The organism is Ruegeria marina (assembly GCF_900101475.1).
GTDB classification, from domain to species: Bacteria; Pseudomonadota; Alphaproteobacteria; order Rhodobacterales; family Rhodobacteraceae; genus Ruegeria_B; species Ruegeria_B marina.
Map to the genome: position 1 here is coordinate 16695 of NZ_FMZV01000009.1, position 18093 is coordinate 34787.

23 protein-coding genes are annotated in these 18093 nt (G+C 58.7%); 11 read left to right on the forward strand and 12 right to left on the reverse strand.

The features are described 5' to 3' along the window. Window positions 1-21: 21 nt before the first annotated feature. Both BLT75_RS25085 and BLT75_RS13195 read left to right on the forward strand, forming a co-directional pair. The gene (locus tag BLT75_RS25085; RefSeq protein WP_281243160.1) at window positions 22-1089 is read left to right on the forward strand and encodes an HNH endonuclease; all 1068 of its coding nucleotides are present in this window, start codon (window positions 22-24) and stop codon (window positions 1087-1089) included. A 19-nt stretch (window positions 1090-1108) separates the two neighbouring features. Continuing rightward, window positions 1109-1750, forward strand: a complete 642-nt coding sequence (locus BLT75_RS13195) for an alpha/beta family hydrolase (RefSeq protein ID WP_093032297.1) — start codon at window positions 1109-1111, stop codon at window positions 1748-1750. 177 nt (window positions 1751-1927) lie between these two features. Here BLT75_RS13195 and BLT75_RS13200 read toward each other — a convergent pair whose 3' ends face one another. The 4 genes from BLT75_RS13200 to BLT75_RS13210 all read right to left on the reverse strand — a co-directional run bounded on the left by BLT75_RS13200 (window position 1928) and on the right by BLT75_RS13210 (window position 3876). Beyond that, window positions 1928-2224 (reverse strand): helix-turn-helix domain-containing protein, encoded by a 297-nt coding sequence (locus BLT75_RS13200; RefSeq protein WP_093032300.1) that lies wholly within the window; start codon window positions 2222-2224, stop codon window positions 1928-1930. Between the two features lie 27 nt (window positions 2225-2251). Next, complete coding sequence (locus BLT75_RS25295) at window positions 2252-2632, reverse strand: type II toxin-antitoxin system RelE/ParE family toxin (protein ID WP_093032302.1); 381 nt, start codon at window positions 2630-2632, stop codon at window positions 2252-2254. A gap of 187 nt (window positions 2633-2819) precedes the next feature. Then, complete coding sequence (locus tag BLT75_RS24100; RefSeq protein ID WP_143028559.1) at window positions 2820-3566, reverse strand: RES family NAD+ phosphorylase; 747 nt, start codon at window positions 3564-3566, stop codon at window positions 2820-2822. Next, complete coding sequence (locus tag BLT75_RS13210; RefSeq protein WP_093032305.1) at window positions 3547-3876, reverse strand: MbcA/ParS/Xre antitoxin family protein; 330 nt, start codon at window positions 3874-3876, stop codon at window positions 3547-3549. The genes BLT75_RS24100 and BLT75_RS13210 overlap by 20 nt, the downstream gene beginning before the upstream one ends. 214 nt (window positions 3877-4090) lie before the next feature. On the opposite strand from BLT75_RS13210, the gene BLT75_RS13215 reads away from it, so the two are divergent. From BLT75_RS13215 to BLT75_RS24850, 4 genes are read left to right on the forward strand one after another with little or no spacing between them, the layout of a single operon-like run. Further along, on the forward strand, window positions 4091-4630 hold the full coding sequence (locus BLT75_RS13215) for a multiubiquitin domain-containing protein (protein WP_176828017.1): 540 nt from the start codon (window positions 4091-4093) through the stop codon (window positions 4628-4630). Next, window positions 4627-5007: an E2/UBC family protein gene (locus BLT75_RS13220; RefSeq protein ID WP_093032311.1), complete on the forward strand. Its 381-nt coding sequence runs from the start codon at window positions 4627-4629 to the stop codon at window positions 5005-5007. The genes BLT75_RS13215 and BLT75_RS13220 overlap by 4 nt, the downstream gene beginning before the upstream one ends. Beyond that, on the forward strand, window positions 5004-6413 hold the full coding sequence (locus BLT75_RS13225) for a ThiF family adenylyltransferase (protein WP_093032314.1): 1410 nt from the start codon (window positions 5004-5006) through the stop codon (window positions 6411-6413). Before BLT75_RS13220 ends, BLT75_RS13225 begins: the two co-directional genes overlap by 4 nt. A gap of 23 nt (window positions 6414-6436) precedes the next feature. Continuing rightward, window positions 6437-6790, forward strand: coding sequence for a ubiquitination-like system serine protease family protein (locus BLT75_RS24850; protein ID WP_483880119.1), 354 nt, complete (start codon window positions 6437-6439; stop codon window positions 6788-6790). A gap of 530 nt (window positions 6791-7320) precedes the next feature. Here the strand turns inward: BLT75_RS24850 and BLT75_RS13235 are convergent. The 3 genes from BLT75_RS13235 to BLT75_RS13245 are packed head-to-tail and all read right to left on the reverse strand — an operon-like array spanning window position 7321 to window position 10797. Further along, window positions 7321-8811 (reverse strand): heme biosynthesis protein HemY, encoded by a 1491-nt coding sequence (locus tag BLT75_RS13235; RefSeq protein ID WP_093032317.1) that lies wholly within the window; start codon window positions 8809-8811, stop codon window positions 7321-7323. Window positions 8812-8821: 10 nt separating this feature from the next. Then, window positions 8822-10015 (reverse strand): COG4223 family protein, encoded by a 1194-nt coding sequence (locus BLT75_RS13240; protein WP_245706519.1) that lies wholly within the window; start codon window positions 10013-10015, stop codon window positions 8822-8824. Between the two features lie 53 nt (window positions 10016-10068). Beyond that, entirely contained in the window at window positions 10069-10797 is a 729-nt protein-coding gene (locus tag BLT75_RS13245; RefSeq protein WP_245706520.1) for a uroporphyrinogen-III synthase, read from the reverse strand. A gap of 83 nt (window positions 10798-10880) precedes the next feature. Between BLT75_RS13245 and tsaD the strand changes: the two genes are divergently transcribed. From tsaD to BLT75_RS13270, 5 genes are read left to right on the forward strand one after another with little or no spacing between them, the layout of a single operon-like run. Then, the gene (gene tsaD / locus BLT75_RS13250) at window positions 10881-11978 is read left to right on the forward strand and encodes a tRNA (adenosine(37)-N6)-threonylcarbamoyltransferase complex transferase subunit TsaD (RefSeq protein WP_093032322.1); all 1098 of its coding nucleotides are present in this window, start codon (window positions 10881-10883) and stop codon (window positions 11976-11978) included. Further along, window positions 11975-12937, forward strand: a complete 963-nt coding sequence (locus BLT75_RS13255) for an NAD(P)H-dependent glycerol-3-phosphate dehydrogenase (RefSeq protein WP_093032324.1) — start codon at window positions 11975-11977, stop codon at window positions 12935-12937. Before tsaD ends, BLT75_RS13255 begins: the two co-directional genes overlap by 4 nt. A gap of 1 nt (window position 12938) precedes the next feature. Then, window positions 12939-13208, forward strand: a complete 270-nt coding sequence (locus BLT75_RS13260; protein WP_093032327.1) for a YciI family protein — start codon at window positions 12939-12941, stop codon at window positions 13206-13208. Next, the gene (locus BLT75_RS13265; protein WP_093032330.1) at window positions 13208-13630 is read left to right on the forward strand and encodes an EVE domain-containing protein; all 423 of its coding nucleotides are present in this window, start codon (window positions 13208-13210) and stop codon (window positions 13628-13630) included. The genes BLT75_RS13260 and BLT75_RS13265 overlap by 1 nt, the downstream gene beginning before the upstream one ends. A 42-nt stretch (window positions 13631-13672) precedes the next feature. Beyond that, on the forward strand, window positions 13673-14068 hold the full coding sequence (locus tag BLT75_RS13270) for a DUF1761 domain-containing protein (RefSeq protein ID WP_093032333.1): 396 nt from the start codon (window positions 13673-13675) through the stop codon (window positions 14066-14068). Between the two features lie 233 nt (window positions 14069-14301). Here BLT75_RS13270 and BLT75_RS13275 read toward each other — a convergent pair whose 3' ends face one another. From BLT75_RS13275 to BLT75_RS13295, 5 genes are all read right to left on the reverse strand, one after another. Then, window positions 14302-14643, reverse strand: a complete 342-nt coding sequence (locus BLT75_RS13275; RefSeq protein WP_093032336.1) for a DUF2853 family protein — start codon at window positions 14641-14643, stop codon at window positions 14302-14304. 99 nt (window positions 14644-14742) lie between these two features. Next, a complete protein-coding gene (locus BLT75_RS24625) occupies window positions 14743-15141 on the reverse strand; it encodes a hypothetical protein (RefSeq protein ID WP_245706521.1) in 399 nt (132 codons plus the stop codon). A gap of 466 nt (window positions 15142-15607) precedes the next feature. After that, window positions 15608-16081 carry a DUF922 domain-containing protein gene (locus tag BLT75_RS13285; protein ID WP_245706522.1) on the reverse strand — a complete coding sequence of 158 codons (474 nt, stop codon included), beginning with the start codon at window positions 16079-16081 and terminating at the stop codon, window positions 15608-15610. 203 nt (window positions 16082-16284) lie between these two features. Then, window positions 16285-17679 (reverse strand): adenosylhomocysteinase, encoded by a 1395-nt coding sequence (ahcY, locus tag BLT75_RS13290; RefSeq protein ID WP_093032342.1) that lies wholly within the window; start codon window positions 17677-17679, stop codon window positions 16285-16287. A 100-nt stretch (window positions 17680-17779) separates the two neighbouring features. Next, entirely contained in the window at window positions 17780-17989 is a 210-nt protein-coding gene (locus BLT75_RS13295) for a hypothetical protein (RefSeq protein WP_245706523.1), read from the reverse strand. Window positions 17990-18093: the final 104 nt, after the last annotated feature.

Sequence of the window (18093 nt, forward strand, 5' to 3'; positions counted from 1 at the left end):
GGGGTCTTGAAAAGGTCATTCATGTCTGTCTCCGAAGCCATCGAATTTGTCTGCGACGTCTTCTTCGATCCAACGATCGAGCACCCAGCTTGCGACGAAAAAGTACGGAACATTGCTAGAAATTACCGAGCCTGGGCACGTGCATTCACACACACTGGGAATATGTATGACTTTCTCAAATTCCTGGAAGGTGCCTCCGACACGGTAGTGTTCTCTAACCAATCGCGCCTCGGACTGAAGACAATTACTGAACTGATCTCTGATTTCGAGATGAGATTTGCCAACGAACTAGCTGACCGCCTTGATGCAGACGGGTTGCAAGTTGGAGAGACGTACCCAACGCATATGATACACGCCATATGCGGCAGCTATGACCTCAGAAGTGGTGGAATTCTGCCCGTACTCGGTAATGACGGAGAAGCAGAGTTCGTTGCAATAAAGGCCACCCTCAGTGGTGGCACCTATCCTAATGAATGGCTCGAGCGAGGCCGAAAGCTGAAATACTTCATGAAGGCAATAAGCGGGACCTTTAAAGAGACCTATCAGGACAACGCTGCGATCATCAACAATCCCCAAAACCCAGTTCTCGTCTTTGTGCGCGATACAGATAAAGAGAAATTTACCTACTGGGGTCGCTTCTTCCCGTTTGCAATTCACACGGAAACTGACGGCTCGAAATGGTTTGAGCTGGTCGATTGGTCAAACGGCTTGGGCGAGCTTCCGGCCATGAGTGCGGCGCAAACATCCCTGGATGAACAAGTTCAACAGTCGATGAAACTTGACCCAGAGGCGCGGCGGAAGCGCCTCGCTTCAGCTCCACGGCAGCCGGAGAAGCAAAAGGCGACAACAACGATATTCAAGCGAAACCCAGACGTTATCGCGGAGGTGCTATTCCGCGCCAATGGCATCTGCGAAGCATGTCATGAACCAGCCCCATTCGACCGCCTGTCTGATGGGACGCCTTACCTCGAAGTCCACCACAAGATACCACTTGCAAAGGATGGCGCTGACACGGTTGAGAACGCCGTTGCGCTTTGCCCAAACTGCCATCGTCGCGAGCACTCCGGACCGGCCGTTTGGCCCCATTGAGCCGTTGATAGGAAACCCTATGCCGGCCGCATTCCTGGAGCTTGGACCAAAATCATCAAGCGCAACCATCCTGTTTGCACACGGCGCCGGTGCGCCAATGGACTCTTCTGTGATGACAGCAATCGCGGATGCATTGGCTGAACAGAGTCTAAGAGTTGTTCGTTTTGAATTCTCCTACATGGCTGCCCGCCGAACTGAAGGCACCCGGAAACCCCCGCCACGCGCTGAAAAGCTGAACTCAGAGTATCTAGCCGCAATCGAAGCGCTGCAAGTTGATGGTCCGCTGATCATAGGCGGAAAATCCATGGGCGGGCGCGTTGCTAGTATGATTGCGGATGAGCTGTTTGAAGCGCATCGCATCGCCGGGTTGCTCTGTGTGGGCTATCCATTTCACCCGATTGGGAAACCTGAAAAACTTCGCACTGAGCACCTAAAACACCTGCGAAACCCAACACTGATCTGTCAGGGAACACGCGACCAGTTTGGCTCGAAGGATGAATTCAGCGAGTACGAGCTGTCATCGGCGATCCAGTTGCGTTGGTTTGAAGACGGCGATCACGATCTAAAGCCGCGCAAGCGCGTCTCAGGCCATACACATGCGGATCACATCACGTCTATGGGCGCGGCAGTTTCAGCCTGGGTCGAGGGTCTCGTTGGCTAAAGAGCACTAGGCGCGCCGTGTTTGCCGGGTTTGGTTGGGCCACCTGCAGTGCGCAAAACCAACATCTAACATAACGGACCTTGAGCACTGACGTCGTAGGCAAGCAAAGTTAGATATTTTTCAACTTAGCCGAGTTGGAGGCAGAATCTTTTTTCAGACGTATTTTTTAGTGATTTCTCAACTCGCTACCGCTTCTAAGGAAGTAGAAACAGCTTCAGGGTTCTTATCAATCACGGTGAGCAATATCCGTGCAGTACGGTCAGGCGCTCGACGTTCCTGTTCCCAATCACGTACAGCGGAAGGAGCAAGCCCAAAGGTCTCAGCGAAGCGCTTTTGCGACATCTTCTTCCGCTTTCTGATTGCAGCCACATCAACTCTTTCAGGAACGTGAACGAATGCAGGCTTCGCATTGCCCTCTGCAATTTGCAGTGCCTCTTGCGCGCTTTTGATCAGCTCTTCGCCAAACGTTGACATCTTAGTCTCCTAGATAGCTACAGCCAGTTACTTGCGTTTGGCCGCCAGTTTCGTGCTCTTCCGGTATGCATCCGCGACAAGTGGCAAAATCTTCTTCAGTTCGTTCTTTTCAGCCTGCGAAATATTATCTTTCTGCGACTTCGCGTAGACAGCGAGTAAGAATACTGGAACATCATTGCCACCCCAGTAATGTATTGTTCTCCACCCACCACTCTTTCCGCCGCCTGGCGCCGGGTGCCTCAACTTCCTTGCGCCACCGGTCCCAGAAATTATGTCTCCGGCTTGCGGATCACTCGCGATACGATCACATATCTCCTTCATCTCGTCCTCACTGATGCCAGCCTTGCGGGCTTGGGCTTCGAACGTTGGAGTAGCAGCTAGACAGTGCGGCGGCAGTGAGTACGTCATGTCATATACGGCATTGCCGCACCTTTTGCAAGTGGGAAGTACGGCATTGCCGTATGAGCCGCGATGTGACAAGTGCAGTCTCTCGACTACGAAGGTAAAGCAAAAAAACCACAAAGGACAAGATCTTGGTCGCTTTTGCGATCCAACAAACGTCGAGGATCGAAAAAGGGATCAGCTCTTGGAGCAGCTAGTCAGAAAATAGATTCTCTTCGCCTACAAGTGCAGAGGGGTCGATCGAGTTCTTTGCTGTCGGTAAGGAGCTATCAAAGTTGTAGATTCTCGAAATGCGACTACCGTCCCAATGAAACCTATAATGCTCGCATTGGATGGCGCGATCCAAAACGTCCCCGTTGAGTACCACGACACGAGTTCCTGAGGGTCTTTCATTGGAATGGAACAACACGCCGTCGAAACGGATCTCTTCTTCCAGGGACAGGATCTGTTGTCCCAGTTCTCGGTAATTCAGTTCAGCCTGAGCTAGTGTTAAGCCTCGCGCATCGATAAACCGGCCAAGCACTTTCCGCTTAAGCATTCGCATATCCAGCCCAATCGCATCTTCATGAGTTCGGCCCAAAAATGCTTCTCGCTTAGCGACGGCAACCGCTAGCGCCGTTTGTATGTCTCCCGACATCTCCAGGCACCTGAGAGAACTAGGGAAGAGTGTAGTGCCCTCAGGATTTGGGTACGTAAACGGTGCCAAATTCCAGTTCTGCAACTTTGGAGATTGGTCGTCGACATACCCGTCAGGCCGATGAGAAAGCCTTTCCTTGGCCCGCAGCCTGGGGTTGGTAAGGCTTTCAATGTCTGCAACCTCTTGGGTACTGGTTACTGACAGTCGATCAAAGAGTTCCACCGGCGGGAATCGCGACGGTATCAGAAGGAAAAAATCGTCATTTATGTCACGAAGTGGAAGATCAGCCGCCACGTTGGGCATTCACATACTCCCTGACACGATAGATATCTGCGACCTGTCCACCCAGCATAACTTCCAGTGCCGACTGATCGCCGAAGTACCTGTTCTTCCGCTTAATCCAGTTATCGGCAGCCTTGGGGTCCGGCAAAAGTATCTCTAAAGCTTTATAAATGCTCAATAAATGCGAAATCCTTTCGACGGCATCATTTGGCAAGTTTCCTCCGGACTTCTTCCATTTGAAAAACGTAGAGCGCCCCGGCGTTCCAAGCAGGGTGATCTGCTCATCTGTAGATAGCTCCCAAGCATCCGACAGTTTTGAGAATGCTTCCATGGCGGCTTGAATCCTATCTCCGCCCGTGGCCGCAGCCGACCCGGGTCCTGATTGTGGCATAGATATGGCCTCCCAGTCCAAAAATAGACTTGACGTCTTGTTTAGTCCAAATGTAGATTGTCCACATCGGGACTCTTCTGGATTATCAGTCCAGATTTCTCGAAATGCAAGTGAAACCAGCCGCTGCGGCAATATCGAGCAAAGGAATGCTGCCATGACTACTGAACAAATCGAATACGAAGACCTGATGACCACACTGAAATCGGGCCGCAAGCCCCGCGATCACGGGCCCTATAAGGTGAAGGTCGGCGACAACAACCTGAACTTCATCGACGCCGTCATCGACGATCCGAAACCCACGGGCCGTCAGGTCATCGAGGCTGCCGGTTTCCGCAAAGCTGAAGAACATCTGGTGTTTCAGGTGCTGCGCAACGGCGAACTTGAGGAACTGCGCCTTGAGGAAACCACGGATCTGCGCTCCGGCCAGGTCGAGCGGTTCCTGGTATTTTCGAGCGCGGAGTCCTTCCGCTTCGACATCGACGGTAAGCGCCTCGAGTGGGGCCATAAGGTCATCAGCGGGCGCGTACTCAAGAAGCTTGCCGGGGTCGATCCCGCCAAGTTCGCCGTCTGGCAGGTCATCCCCGGCAAGGACGACATCCTGGTCGAAGACACAGACCTCATCTGCCTCGCGGATGCAGGTTTGGAGCACTTCTTCACCGGCGTGCACCAGACCACGGAAGGGGATACGGTATGAGCATCCTCCCCCGCCAGGATCGCCGCTACCTCGAGGGTCGCGGCATGGCCTTTCGCGAGGTCGTCGAAGGCGCAAACAAGGGCGTGATCCTCACCGGGATCACGCTGCCGGAAGGCAAGTATCAGGTCGCCCAGGCGGATATCCTGATCCTGCTGCCACCCTCGTATCCCGAGGTCCCGCCCGACATGTTCTACGCCGTGCCGCATCTGAAGCTCGTTGCCGGCCAGCGTGAGCCCCGCTGCACGCAGGCACGCCAGGCGTTCGATGGCCAGACCTGGCAGCGCTGGTCTCGCCACAATAACCAGTGGCGTCCCGGCACTGACGGCATCTGGACCATGCTGAAGCGGGTCGAAGAGGCCCTGGAGGTAGCAGCATGAAGCGCAGCGACATCACTCTCCACGCCCGTCACCGCGACAAGCTGCAGGCGCTGCTCGCGCACCCCCGGGGGCACGAAGGCGCCGCCTACATGCTGCTCGGCAAGAGCGAGATCGCGCACGACCCCTGGGACCTCGAGCCGCGGACCCGCTACACCTCCTATGAGGTCATCGCGATCCCGCAGGAAGACCGGGTCGATGCCAGCGACAAGCATGTCACCTGGAACACCAACTCCTTCGCCCAGCTCTGCCGCCGGGCGAAGGAAGAAGACCTGGTGCCGGCGATCGTTCACAGTCACCCGGGCGGCTTCGATGGTTTCTCGACCCAGGACGATCGCAACGAGCGCGACCTCTTCACCATGGCCCGGAACCGGAACGGTGCCGGGACGCGCCTGGTGAGCGTTGTGCAGGTCGGCGACAGCCTCTATCGGGCGCGGGTCTGGGAAGACAACGTTGTACCCCTGCCCTGTCATCGCGTCACCGTCGTCGGTACCCGGATCGAGGTCCATTCGACCGAGGTGCCGGCTCCGTCGGAAGCCTTGGCTCGGCAGGCACTGGCCTTCGGGCCCGAGGTCAACGGCCTCCTCCAACAGCTATCCGTTGCCGTCGTCGGGTGCGGTGGAACCGGCAGCCCGGTAATCCAACTCCTCGCCCGCCTAGGCGTGGGGCGCCTCGTTATCATAGACGAGGACGTGGTCGAGCATTCCAACCTGAACCGCCTGCAAGGCGCGACCCGGGAGGATGCCGACAACGCGGTGCCCAAAGTCGACGTCATGGCGCGTGAGGTGACAAGGATGGGTCTTGACGTCGAGATCCGGTCGATGAACGGCTGGGTGGATGCACCGCATATCCGTGACGCGCTGAAGTCCTGCGATGTCATCTTCGGATGCACGGACGATCACGCCGGCCGCCTCTACCTGAACCGCGTCGCGCAGTTCTATCTGATCCCGGTCATCGATGTCGGGCTGGTCCTGATGCCACGTGACGATGGTGAGTCCGGCCTCCTCGAGATGGCCGCGAGGGTCAGCGTGCTGTTTCCCACATCGGCGTGTCACGGCTGCCGCGGCACGGTCGATCGCGTCAGGGCTCGCGAGGAGGATCTCCAGCGATCGGACCCCACGGAATATGAACGGCAAAAGACCGAGGCCTACGTTCGCGGCGGAGGCAATCCGGCACCGGCCGTGGTTACCTTCACCTCCGAGGCGGCCACCATGGCGGTGAACGAACTCCTTGCTGGTCTCGTCGACTTCCGCGGCGGCGGTGGATGGGAATGGCAACGCTATCGCAAGCTCGACAAGGGCTTCGAGCGTTCGCAGGCGGCGCAGCCCCGGCCGGACTGCCCGGTCTGTGGCAGCGAGGAATACTGGGGCCTCGGCGACGTCGACCCCTTCCTGGATCGTATCGGGTAAGTGGCATTATGATGATCGACATAATGCGGAAGAGCCTCGAGCTCTTCCGTCTCATTCCGCGAAGTGACCTGGTCGCCAGGGTAACACCGACACACCCGACGCCAGATCAGATCGTGCCGGGGGAGATGATTATCGTCCGCGACGTCGTCGACAAGTGGGCCTGTTTCCAATGTCCCGGTGGGTGCGGCGAGACCATCAAGCTGTCCCTCGGTAAGAACCGAAGGCCCAGGTGGACTGCTGTCCCGGATTGGCTAAAACGGCCAACGATCTCGCCTTCGGTCCGGCAGACGAACGAATGTCGGTGTCACTTTTGGATCCGGCAAGGTCGGATCGACTGGTGCAAAGGCAGCCCACAAAAAACCACGCGTAGCACTTGATACGGTGCTCCTAGAGTTTCCTAAGACACATACCAGTACGCCACGCTTTGCTCTTTGTCGGACAGCTGGATCACAACCGCAGTTTAATAGGGGATTAGTAGGGAATGTACGTCAAACGTTCTCCGGCTCTGTCCGGCTCCGTCCAAGAGCGCGGGTTAAAATAGTGATTTAATCGTAATGAGTTATAGGGCCTAGGCGGGCCTGGTCCGGTCACGTACAACATATGGACGGCAAAATTCGTAATGATGGGGTCGGGGGTTCGAGTCCCTTCAGCGGCACCAGTTCTTCTTAAAAACAGCAAATTGCCTGATTTTCAACGAAAACCGGCCCTGTTCTGAACCTGCCTGTACTGTGGGAATGAGTGCGCCGGCAGGAGAAGGCACGACTTGCGTTCGATCCAATCCCGAACGGCGCCATCAACTTCAGACAGAACTGGATCGCGGCGGGTTCTTCACTCTCGATGATTCCACTTGCCGGGATCCTTCCTGCCACAACCAGCACGGCAAGCAGGTTGCGTTGAACAACAGAGGCTACCTGCGCTCGACGTCTTCGCCCGCTTCGGAGGCAGAGTCCTGAATATCGTCCGATTCGACCATCTCCGGATCGGTTTCCGCTGCGGGCTCGGCCAGGTCTTCGCGGCTGCCCGCAGAACCGACGATCAGCGGCAGCAGGTTGGCCGCCGTGACCGCAGCGATTTCCGGCGTCTGGGGCGCTGACCATGTCAGCGTATCGAATGCGTTGCAGTTTTCGCAGATCGGCGCCCATTCTGCATGAACGTGACGACAATTCTCACAGACCCATTGCGGTCCACGCGGTGCGGTCAGCGCTCGGGCCAACCATCCCTGCACCACGGCGTCCGAAGCGCCTTCTCCGCGCTCGATCGCAGCCATCAAAGTGTATGCGCGCGCGTCCGGTTGCCGATCCAGCAAATTGCTCAGCGCCCGACGGGCTTCGGGGAAATCTTCTGCCACGATGTTGAGTTCCGCCATCATCAGCCGGGTTTCGGCGTGGTCCGGATGGACCTTTGCCAGGGCGGAAAAGCGTTTGACGCGTTCGGCGGGCGACTCGTCGGGTGCGATCTCGGCAAAGGCATGCGCCAGATCGGGGTGTGGACGCACCTGCCAGGCCTTGGTCAGGATCTTGGCGGCATTCCGGGGTTTGCCCTTGGCGATATGCGCACGGGCGGCCATTGTTGCGGCGGGAATCAAGTCCGGCGAAAGCCGGTTGGCCTCGATCGCGCGTTCCTGCTGATCCATGGATGCATTGTCCGCCAGCAGGTCCTTTGCCTCGGACAGGGCCAGAATAGCATCGCGCCGCTTGTAGACATCGCGAGGCAATGTGCCGGTCCTGAGCTTGGTGCCCAGCGTCGTTCTCGCGCCGGCCCAATCCTGAGCCCGCGTCTGAAGTTGCAACAGGACGTCTTGTGTTTCTTCGTGCTTGGGCCTGAGCGCCAAAGCCTTTTCGGCCAGTTTGCGCGCGGTCTCCTCGTCTCCTTCCGCGATCTTCTGCTTCATGATTCCCCGGACGCCGACAAACCGGGTGGACTGATTCCCGATCAGCTTGCGATACGTCTCGGATGCCTTCCTTGTATCGCCGGTCAACTCTGCGGCCTGGGCTACCAAAAGATCGGTCAGTTCAGGCTTTTGCAGGAGCTTTTCCGCACGGGCGGCCTTGGCCATTGCCAGACGCGCCTCGCCCGACGCCAGCGCCATGAGCCCTTCGGACAGCGCCTGGTAACCGCGTCTTTCCCGGCCCCTGTCGAAAAACCGGGACAGGGCGGTTTCGTCCCCGTTGAGGAATTTGAGCGTCGCCACCAGCAATGACAACAGTTTGAAGAACAGCCATACCAAGCAAACCAGAACAGCAAACCCGATAACCGATTGCAGCGGGCCAAGGGTGTATTCCATTCCCGACACCGTGATCTGAACACCACCGCTGGTTTCCATGAGGAACCCCGCACCCAATGCCAGCAGGGCTACAATCGCGACAAAAACCAGGATCTTGAGCAATGACCACAGCATGGGCTGTCCTTCAGTTCGTGTTCAGACTTTGTGCAAGCGAGTCCGCGGCCGATAGAGCCTCGTGCCTTGTGCGGGCCTGCGCCATCCAATCCGCCATGGCGCTCTGGGCCGGTTCCGGCAGGGAGGCCAGAAGGGCAAGCGCAGTTGAAAGATCCCCGGCAGTAACTGCAGCCTCGGCGCGGGACAAAACCGCGTCGGGGTCATCACCTTCCTTCGGGACGACCGACCGGGCTCCGGTCTGGCGCTCAAGGAATGCCAGGAAACCCGTTCCCTTGCTTGTTTCGCGCAGATCCGCCAAGGCGGTGCGGGCGGCGGCGGGAAAGGCCGCCCTGAGTTCCGCCAGCGTGGCCACTCCATCTGCCGCGGGCGCGGTCAACTGCTCAGGCGCCTCGACGCCTGACAGGTCCAGCTGTTCGAGAATGTCGCCATATGGTGCGCCACCCTCCAGTTCGGTACGCAGCCGGGTCATCAATCCCCGAACTGCCGCAGCCCGGGCATCCGCCGCTGCGCTGGCTTTCAGCGCCTGAGCGTCCGCGACCATTTTTTCGACTTCTGCCCTCTGCTCTGCCAATGCATTACGCATACGGGTCAGTTCGGCCTCGTATGCCGCCACTGCCTGAGGCGAAGCAGCTTCGGTAACAGGTCGTTTTTCCAGCTCGGTCAACCGCTCGGTCAATGCGGCAACAGCCGCAGTCTGGTCATCGTTTAGGGCCGCTTGCCGTTCCGAGGCGGTCGTCAATACCTGAGTCAAGTCCGCAATCTGGCTTTCCAACCCGGAAACATCGGGGATCTCCAGGTTTTCAAGCGCCGAATTCAGTTCGGCCAGAGAGTTTTCCCGCGCCGACAGGCGCGTATCGAAATCGGCCAAGGCTTCTTCGACGTTCACCGAACGCCATGCAGGTGGAAGGAACGAGTCGAGAAATTCCGCCCGTCCCGCAAAAAATCCGAGAACAGCCGCCAACGCGCCGCCCAAAAGGGCAGCGCCGAATCCTCCACGACGCTGGGGGGCAGCCGGAACGGCTTCGGCTTCGGCTTCGGCTTCGGCTTCGGCTTCGGCTTCGGACAAGACCTGTTCGGCCTCTTGTCCGGCGTCAATCACCGCTTCGCTTTTGTCGTCCACCCGAGGCCCAACCCCTGTTTCCGTTCCGGTCTCGGAATTCGCCTCGACTGCGGGTTCCAACTCTGGGTCTTTCTTGCCAGCCACCGCGGTGTCCCTTTCGATTCTGAAATTCTTCAAGTACCGGATATCTATGAAGACTAATGCGCGCGCGACGGCCCCTCAACCCGCATAGCCTGCCTCACAAGCATTTCGACCGCCTCTCGCATCGCGTCCGCATCTGGCCGGCTTGCCGTGATCACTTTGGAATTTACCATTTTTTCAACGGGTTCCCTGACAGCATCGCTCAGTGCAACCATGAACAGCGGGGCGTTCGGCAACGCCATATCGGCAAATTGTCGCGCTGTTCGGGGCGAAAACAAGGGCAAGACGACGGGTGATGTTCCCGCCAGAGCCGAGGCCGCTTCGGACGACAGCGGCAGGAGCTTCTGCCGGTAGATCACGCGTTCGCTTGTGACCAATCCTCCGCTGGACAGGGTTTGTGCGACATTTCCGCGGCTGTGCTCTCCGCGCAGGTGCAAAAGCGGCGCCGCTGGCCGGGCAACCAAAAGAAAAGCGGTCAGGGTTTCGGCGTTTTCCCCAGCCATGGTTGCAGTCCAGCCCTCGCGTCGGGCCGCTTCGGTGGTTGCTCTTCCCACACAATAGCAAGGCAACTCTCGCGAGTCAGTCAGGTCCGAAGCCACCGCAACACCGTTGGACGACGTGAAGATGAGGCCTCGTACCTTTCGAAGATCAAGAGCAGCGTCCAATGGCTCGATTTCGAGAAGTGGGGAATGAATTACGCTTACCGAGGCCCGAATTTCCGGAGAAAGCCGGGTTGTAAACCGTGCCGAGGCTTCTGCGGGGCGGGTCATCAACAGGTGGATCACGGTTGTCTCCCGCTGGCTGGGATTGTTTGCCAATGCCCGCGGTGATACCCCGCGTCCTGAACAGGATGCAACGGTTGTAAGCAATGGCTACCACTTTAACCATTCTCGGTTTGGAAAGCAGCTGTGATGATACAGCCGCCGCCGTGGTGCGGCAGAGTGGCGACTCGGTACCCGAGATCTTGTCGTCGGTCGTTCACGGGCAAACCGAATTGCACAGCGCCTATGGTGGCGTGGTGCCGGAAATCGCCGCACGCGCGCATGCGGAAAAGCTCGATCTGTGCGTGCGTCAAGCTCTGGACGCTGCCGCCATCAGCCTGAGCGAGCTGGATGCCATCGCCGTCACGGCGGGGCCCGGCTTGATCGGCGGGGTGATGTCCGGCGTGATGTGCGCCAAGGGGATCGCGGCGGCAACCGGTCTGCCGCTGATCGGAGTGAACCACCTGGCAGGTCACGCGCTGACCCCGCGCCTGACGGACCAGATCGACTACCCTTACTTGATGCTTCTGGTTTCCGGTGGACACTGCCAATACCTGATCACGCAGGGACCGGAGACCTTCACACGGCTCGGCGGGACGATCGACGATGCGCCGGGAGAAGCGTTCGACAAGACAGCGCGACTTCTGGGTCTGCCTCAGCCGGGCGGACCTTCGGTCGAGGCCGAGGCGAGGGCGGGCGATCCCAAACGCTTCCGCTTTCCCCGGCCCCTGCTGGACCGGCCAGACTGCAATCTATCCTTTTCCGGTCTCAAGACCGCGCTGATGCGCATGCGCGACCAGTTGGTCATGGATCAGGGCGGCCTGACCAGGCAGGACCGCGCCGACCTCTGTGCCGGCTTCCAGGCAGCGGTGGTCGACACGCTGGCTGAGAAGACTCGCCGGGCGCTTGCCATCTACATGGAACAACGGCCGCAACACCCTGTCGTCGCGGTTGCCGGAGGCGTTGCCGCGAATACCGCAATTCGAGCTGCCCTGGAGTCGGTTTGTGCCGATCAGGGGGCGCTGTTCGTCGCCCCGCCTTTGAATTTGTGTACCGACAATGCCGCAATGATCGCTTATGCCGGTCTGGAACGGTTCCGTTCCGGCAAGGTCGACGGTATGGATCTGTCGGCCCGGCCGCGCTGGCCATTGGATCAGAACAGTCCCGCTTTGCTGGGTAGCGGCAAGAAGGGAGCAAAGGCATGAGCGTCGCGGTTCTCGGTGCAGGGGCCTTTGGCACCGCGCTGGCAGTTTCGCTGGCCCGCCAGACTCCAGTTACCCTGTGGTCCCGCGACCCGGACCATGCCGAGGAGATGCGTGAAAGCCGTCGCAATGACAGGCGCCTGCCCGGCACCTCGTTTCCTGACCGCCTAGAAACCACATCCGACCTGAGCATCGCGGCCGGATCGGGAACCATCCTCCTGGCAGTTCCCATGCAGCAGTTGCGCGCCACTCTGCACTCTCATGCAGCCCTTCTGTCGGGCCGTCGGCTGGTCGCCTGTTGCAAGGGAATCGAACTGGGTACCGGGCTGGGTCCGGTCAGCGTGATTTCACAAGTCCTTCCCGATGCGACTCCGGCGTTGTTGACCGGGCCAAGTTTTGCTGCGGACATTGCCCGCGGTCTGCCAACAGCGCTGACCCTTGCCTGTGCGGACCCGGATATCGTGAGGGCGCTTCAGGTCGAGCTGTCCACGGTCAATCTGCGGCTTTACCGGACGACCGACACCATCGGCGCCGAAGTTGGCGGCGCACTCAAGAACGTGATTGCGATCGCCTGCGGCGCCGTGATCGGCGCCGGGCTGGGAGACAGCGCCCGGGCAGCGCTGATGACTCGCGGCTATGCCGAAATGCAGCGCCTGGCGCTGGCGCTGGGAGCACGGGCCGAAACACTGGCCGGGCTCAGCGGGTTCGGTGACCTTGCTCTGACATGCACCTCGGAGCTTTCGCGCAATTTTCGGCTGGGCCTGTCGATCGGGCGCGGCCAGGCATTTGACCGGTCAATTACAGTTGAAGGCGCCGCAACCGCAGTTGCCGTCTCGGAAAAAGCCGATCACACGCATCTGGACATGCCGATCACGACCTGCGTGACCGGCCTGTTGAACCAGAGCTTGACCCTGGACGAGGCGATGGCTCAATTGCTGGCACGACCGCTCAAGGAGGAATGACATGCTGGTAGCCCTGATCGCCAAGGACAAGAACGACGCCCTGCAAACCCGTCTCGACAATCGCCCCGCGCATATCGCCTATCTCAAGGATACCGGCGGCGTCGTATCGCAAGCGGGCCCGTTGCTTGATGGCGAGACGATGATAGGATCGCTTGTCATCCTCGACGTAGAAGACATGGCCGCAGCCGAGGCATGGGCGGCGAATGATCCCTATGCCAAGGCGGGACTGTTCCAGTCGGTCGAACTCATCCCCTGGAAAAAGGTGATCTGATGGCCTACTGGCTGTTCAAGTCCGAGCCTTCGACCTGGAGCTGGGACAATCAGATCGCCAAGGGCGACAAAGGCGAGGAATGGGACGGCGTGCGCAACTATCAGGCACGCAATTTCATGCGCGACATGAAGCTGGGCGACCGGGGTTTCTTCTACCATTCGCAATCGGAAAAGGCGGTTGTCGGCATTGTCGAGGTCTGCGCCGAGGCGCACCCGGACAGCAAGGCTGGCGACCCGCGCTGGGAATGCGTCGATATCAAGGCGGTGCGCCCGTTTGCACGGCCGGTGACGCTTGAGCAGATCAAGTCGGATCCGCGGCTTGCAGAGATGGTCCTTGTGAAGAACTCGCGCCTTTCCGTACAACCGGTAAGCGTGGATGAATGGAAGATAATCTGCGCTTTGGGGCAGACAGCTGCGGATTGATCGGGCATCCTTGGCCCGTCGCAACTCTTCGATGGGCACGGAATGGAAATCCTCAACGTATTCGCAGCGGCCCTGGTCGCCTTTTTCTTGGGGTTTGTTTGGTACATGGTCCTGGCAGAGCCGTGGATGCAGGCATCGGGCGTTCCCCGCGACGAAGATGGCAAACCCAAAGGAGGGATGAAGCCGGCCGTCCTTGCAATGAGTTTCGTGCTGCAACTGATCGTCGCCGGAATGATGCGGCATGTCTTTGCCCTGTCCGGGATCGAGTCTCCGGGGGCAGGTCTTGTCGCTGGTATCGGCGTCGGACTTTTCTTCATTTCGCCGTGGGTCGCACTCAACAATCTTTTCGCCATGCGCCCGCTGCGGCTCAGCTTGATCGACGGCGGATATGCAACGGTGGCCTGCGCCGCAATGGGCCTGATCCTGACCGTATTCTAGTGATCGGATAACGGAAATTCGGGGAAGGCCCTGACAGTTCAGAACCCTCCCCTACCCCGCGTGCTCCCTACTCACCACACGCGAACGAATTCCGAGGTTCTGACCGTCCTGGTCATGTGATCCTTATAGCGCTTGAAACCCGGTCGATACAAACACGAAGCCCAAAGAATTATCCTAAAACACGAAGCGCCCGCGAAACCGCGGGCGCTTCGTGTTCCTTTCGTAGAAGCATATCAGCCGTAGACCGATTCCTTGCCGAAATGCTTGGTCAGCATGTAATAGACTACCGCGCGGTACTTGTTGCGCTCGGATTGACCATAGGTTTCCATCGCCGTGGCAATGGCCGCATCCAGTTCCGGACCATCGGACAGACCGAGTTTCTTGATGAGGAAATTGTTCTTTACGGTTTCCAGTTCGCCTGGTTGGCTGGCTGCCACAGTCGAGGCATCGGCATCGTAGATCGCCGGGCCACAGCCGATCGTAACCTTGGTTAGCAGATCCAGGTCCGGGTTCATCCCGCACTTGTTCTTCAGGTCATCAGCGTATTTTGCGATCAGATCGTCGCGTTTGCCCATTCGGTGTTCCTCCCAAGTCCGATTTATGTTGGTAAGATTACCCGCCCGGCCTGCCCGGGCAAGGGGAAAATCCAGGCATTCTTGCGCATCCGGCAGCGGTCACTTGGGATAGAGCAAGGTCACCGTCAGACGCAGGCCCCAGCCCTCCGGCCCTCCGGCGGGCGTATCGGCCCAGTATCGCACGCCGGCACCGATGCTGACCGGCTGGCGACCGATCCGGACGAGTTTCGAAGCCACGGCGTTGATCGGCACCGAGGCTTCGTCGGAAATCCAGTTGTGGTTCGTTTCGGTGTTCAGGCTGAACGTCCAGGCCGTAGGCGTCGTATAGGTGACAAAAGGTTGGAAGAACGTGTCGCTGATGTCGGTGCTGCCGCCCAGGTTCCACAGGTGGTTCGCCAGCGCGCCCACGGTCCAGGGGCCATTCTGTTTCAACACCACACCGGTGATCCCTGCGGCGAACTGGTCGGGGCCGAACTGCGGATCGGTCGAGGTCGGCAACTGGAAAACGGGACCCGCCCCCAGATAAGCCCTCCCGAAGTCGGCTGCTTGGGCGAGAAGAAGAAGCTCTGGACGACGTTGCCGACGCCCGAGGGCGAGGTTCCGGCAACGACACCGTCGTTGGCAATGGAGGGAATGATCGTCCGCGAGATCAGATTCCAGTTCTGACCGATGGAAACCGATACAACGGGCTGGACATTGGCCACCCAGCGGCTGCGCTGGCCTGGCCCAGTGCCGTTGTCGTAGTTGAACTGGAAAGGCAGACTGATAAGCGATGCCACCGGGTTCGCCAGCTGCTGAGCCAGTTCCGTGTCTTCCTGCGCTCACGCGATGAACGGTAGCCCAGACAGCACGATACTTGATACCAGTTTCGCGAGACGATGCATTAGATGCCCCCCAAAGGTGATCTTCTCAGATTCTAGCGCAACGGCGCGAACGAAAAAGAGGCCCTTAATCCTGTCGAGGGTTACTTCAGAACAACGCCTTCCTTCTTGCCGTGGTCGGTGCGCTTGTCGAGAACATTGTCCTGATTGCTCCACTTCTTGATCACGGCATTGCCATCGGCACAGTTGGTCTCTTCGATTTCCCGAGCGGCCTGAATGCCATGCGCCCCGTGCTTCTCTTCGTGCTTCTTCAGCGCGTCAGTAAAGGATTTCCAGCTTTTGCGCAGGGCCGGATCAAGCTTGGCCTCGTTCTTGTGCTTGGGCATTGTATAGGTGATCCGGACCGACAGGTCGCAACTGCCCGTCCAGTTCACGTACCAATCGGTATAGGCCCAAAACTCATTCGGACCTCGCTGATCCATCTGCCGGACCAGATCCTTAGCGGTGGTGGCGTCCACAGAATAGGTTTTGTGCTCGATCGAAACCTGGGGTTTTGCCTCGACCGCCATAGCGGCAATGGAAAGGCTCAGGGTCAAAGCGAATAGCAGTTTCGTCAAACCCCCAAAAAGGAAAGGCTCTTTCACGATATCCCACTCCGCAAAACGCTTTAAATGACGATTTGCACTTCATGAACAATCAGTAGTTGAATGATATCGCGATACAAGCTTCATACAAACAATTTCGAACAGTATGAAAAAGCCGCCCCGAGGTTGACGGGGCGGCACCGATTCACAAATGAGCCTTCGCTCATTGTGTCAAATCAATAGCGATAGTGTTCCGGCTTGAACGGGCCTTCGGGATGGACCCCGATGTAATCGGCCTGTTCCGGGCTGAGCTTGGTCAGTTTTACACCGATCCGGTCAAGATGCAGGCGCGCCACCTTCTCGTCCAGATGCTTGGGCAGGATATAGACCTCGTTCTGGTACTGATCGCCCTTCGTAAACAGCTCGATCTGCGCCAGAACCTGGTTGGTGAACGAAGCGGACATCACAAACGACGGGTGGCCGGTGGCGTTGCCGAGGTTCAGCAGGCGGCCTTCGGACAACAGGATGATCTTGTTGCCCGAGGGCATCTCGATCATGTCCACCTGGTCCTTGATGTTGATCCACTTGTGGTTCTTCAGCGCCGCGACCTGAATCTCGTTGTCGAAATGGCCGATGTTGCCGACAATGGCCATGTTCTTCATCTCGCGCATGTGCTCGATGCGGATCACATCCTTGTTGCCGGTGGTGGTGATAAAGATGTCGGCGCTCGCGACCTCATCTTCCAGCGTGGTGACCTCGTAGCCGTCCATCGCCGCCTGAAGCGCGCAGATCGGATCGACCTCGGTCACCTTCACCCGTGCGCCAGCGCCGCGCAGCGAAGCGGCCGAGCCCTTGCCCACGTCGCCATAGCCGCAAACCAGCGCGACCTTGCCGGCCATCATGGTGTCGGTGGCGCGGCGGATGCCGTCGACCAGAGATTCCTTGCAGCCGTACTTATTGTCGAATTTGGACTTGGTCACGCTGTCGTTGACGTTGATCGCGGGGAAAGGCAGGTGGCCCTTTTCCATCATCTTGTAGAGCCGGTGCACGCCGGTGGTGGTTTCCTCGGAGACGCCCTGGATCATGTGGCGCTGTTTCACGAACCAGCCCGGCGTTTCGGCGATCCTCTTGCGGATCTGGGCGAAAAGGTATTCTTCCTCTTCGCTGGTCGGAACCGCGATCAGGTCTTCCTCGCCCTCTTCGACGCGGGCGCCCATCAGGATGTACAGCGTGGCATCGCCGCCATCGTCGAGGATCATGTTGGCACCACCCTCGGGGAACTGGAAGATCTTGTCCGTATAGGACCAATATTCCTCCAGCGTCTCACCCTTGATGGCGAAAACCGGGGTGCCGCTGGCCGCAATCGCGGCGGCGGCGTGATCCTGTGTCGAGAAGATGTTGCAGGACGCCCAGCGCACGTCGGCGCCCAGAGCCACCAGCGTTTCGATCAGAACTGCGGTTTGAATGGTCATGTGCAGCGAGCCGGCGATCCGCGCGCCCTTGAGGGGCTTGCTTTCACCATATTCGGCACGCAGCGCCATCAATCCCGGCATTTCGGTTTCGGCAATGTCCAGTTCCTTGCGGCCGTAATCGGCCAGTGCAATGTCCTTGACGATATAATCCCCGGCCATTCTTCACTCCATTCCGGTACAATCGGTCGCCAGACGCCCTACCATTCATGGCGACAAGTGGCAACTTCGTTCCGGCAGAGCGGGTTTTCGTGTCACGACTTCAGCTGGGTATGTCACCGACGACCGGGACAGGGCTGGCCTGGAAGTAGTCGGTTCCGGCGGCTACGATACAGCTGACACCATTGGCATCGGTCAGGAGAACGGTGAACGTCCCTGTTTCCGTCGAAGCCCAGAACTCGATCACCGACTGCCCGCTTCGCGTGGGTTGCAGGCCGCCAGCGGTCAACTGCTCGGAGTATTTCTCCTGCAACTTGCCGATTACCGCCTCGCGTTCCGCTCAGGACTGTGCAAGCATCGGATTCGCCGATGCGATCAGGCCGAATGTTATTCCCATCCCCATCAGATGCTTGATCA